The organism is Mesorhizobium sp. M7A.F.Ca.CA.004.04.2.1, assembly GCF_004022825.1.
GTDB lineage: Bacteria > Pseudomonadota > Alphaproteobacteria > Rhizobiales > Rhizobiaceae > Mesorhizobium.
In genome coordinates this window covers 1-1,037 of the sequence record NZ_RZPH01001464.1, presented here as the reverse complement: position 1 = coordinate 1,037, position 1,037 = coordinate 1, and the positions used below count along the sequence as shown (strand labels likewise).

Below are 1,037 nucleotides of genomic sequence, written 5' to 3'. Positions count from 1 at the left end.
GATCAACGGAGCGCTGGTGCGGCTAGACGGCATCCTTTCCGGCATGTACGCCTGCAGTGCCAAAGGCGGTCGCCCCAGCGTTGCGCCGGAGAAATTGCTGCGGGCCGTGTGTTGCAGGTGTTCTACAGCGTCCGTCGGAATTGATGCAGCAGGTGCTGCTGTGGCAAGGCCAAGACCCGGGAATGCCGTCAGCTTTGATCAGGCGCTTCGGGCCGTCGGAAACGCGCGAAGAGTCCGGCTTTCGAAAAAGGCCGAACGCCTCAGATAAAGCCAGAACTCCTTGGGTCACCATCAAACCAATTTGACGCCCCGGGACAATTTCGTCCGGCATTGTCCGGTGTGCGACGATGTTGGGGATGCGACATAGGCGGATTGCCGTGTATTTAAACCGCTTTTCCTTTGGCACGCATATTGCGCCCTATCGGTAAACCTCGTCATGGGCCGGCGGCAATCGCTCGGAGATTGTCGAAATAGCACAATGATTTCTGCCGGGGTGACATCCGGCCCGACTAGAGCAGGACCTTTCAGATGATGCAGAAAAGCAAGCGGCCATACTCGCGGGGAAATAGTCGCGTCAGGGCTGCATGGACGCTCTTTCCTGGTTGTTTCGGCGGCGGACGCCAACTCTTCAATCGGCACCCGAACCAGTGCCTGGATGTCCAAGGAGCGCCCCTGTTGCGCGTGCCTGGCTGCACCCGCGTGCTGGCTCTCCTCCAAGGCGACGCTTCGGCGCTGCTGCAGACCGGCGACGAGAACCCAACTTCAAAATTAGCATTCCGAAAACCGAAAGAAGTGAACAGGTATGTCCAGGATCGGCGCTTTGACGCGCGCCGCATGGCGATCGGCAACTCAGACGCTGGCCAAGGGTTCGAAAAGTTTACACCCGACGCTAGCGCCGGCCGATTTCAAGCGCGCACTTACGATCAACGAACGATATGGCGGGCTCACTGTCAATGTCCCCAAAATGCCTTTCTGGCTGACCGGGGGTGAAGCCTTCGTCTACCGCCGGACTAGCCACGGCGAGCAGCAGTTCATGC

The 1,037-nt window shown here is 59.0% G+C and carries 1 protein-coding gene and 1 pseudogene; both read left to right on the top strand.

Annotated elements, in window-relative coordinates:
* Position 1 precedes the first annotated feature (1 nt).
* A pseudogene (locus tag EN893_RS39685) lies at positions 2-135 on the top strand (IS5/IS1182 family transposase); the annotation flags it as partial.
* A 685-nt stretch (positions 136-820) separates the two neighbouring features.
* Positions 821-1,037, top strand: a 217-nt coding sequence (locus tag EN893_RS35410; protein ID WP_245490974.1) for a hypothetical protein, incomplete at its 3' end; no start/stop codon positions are given.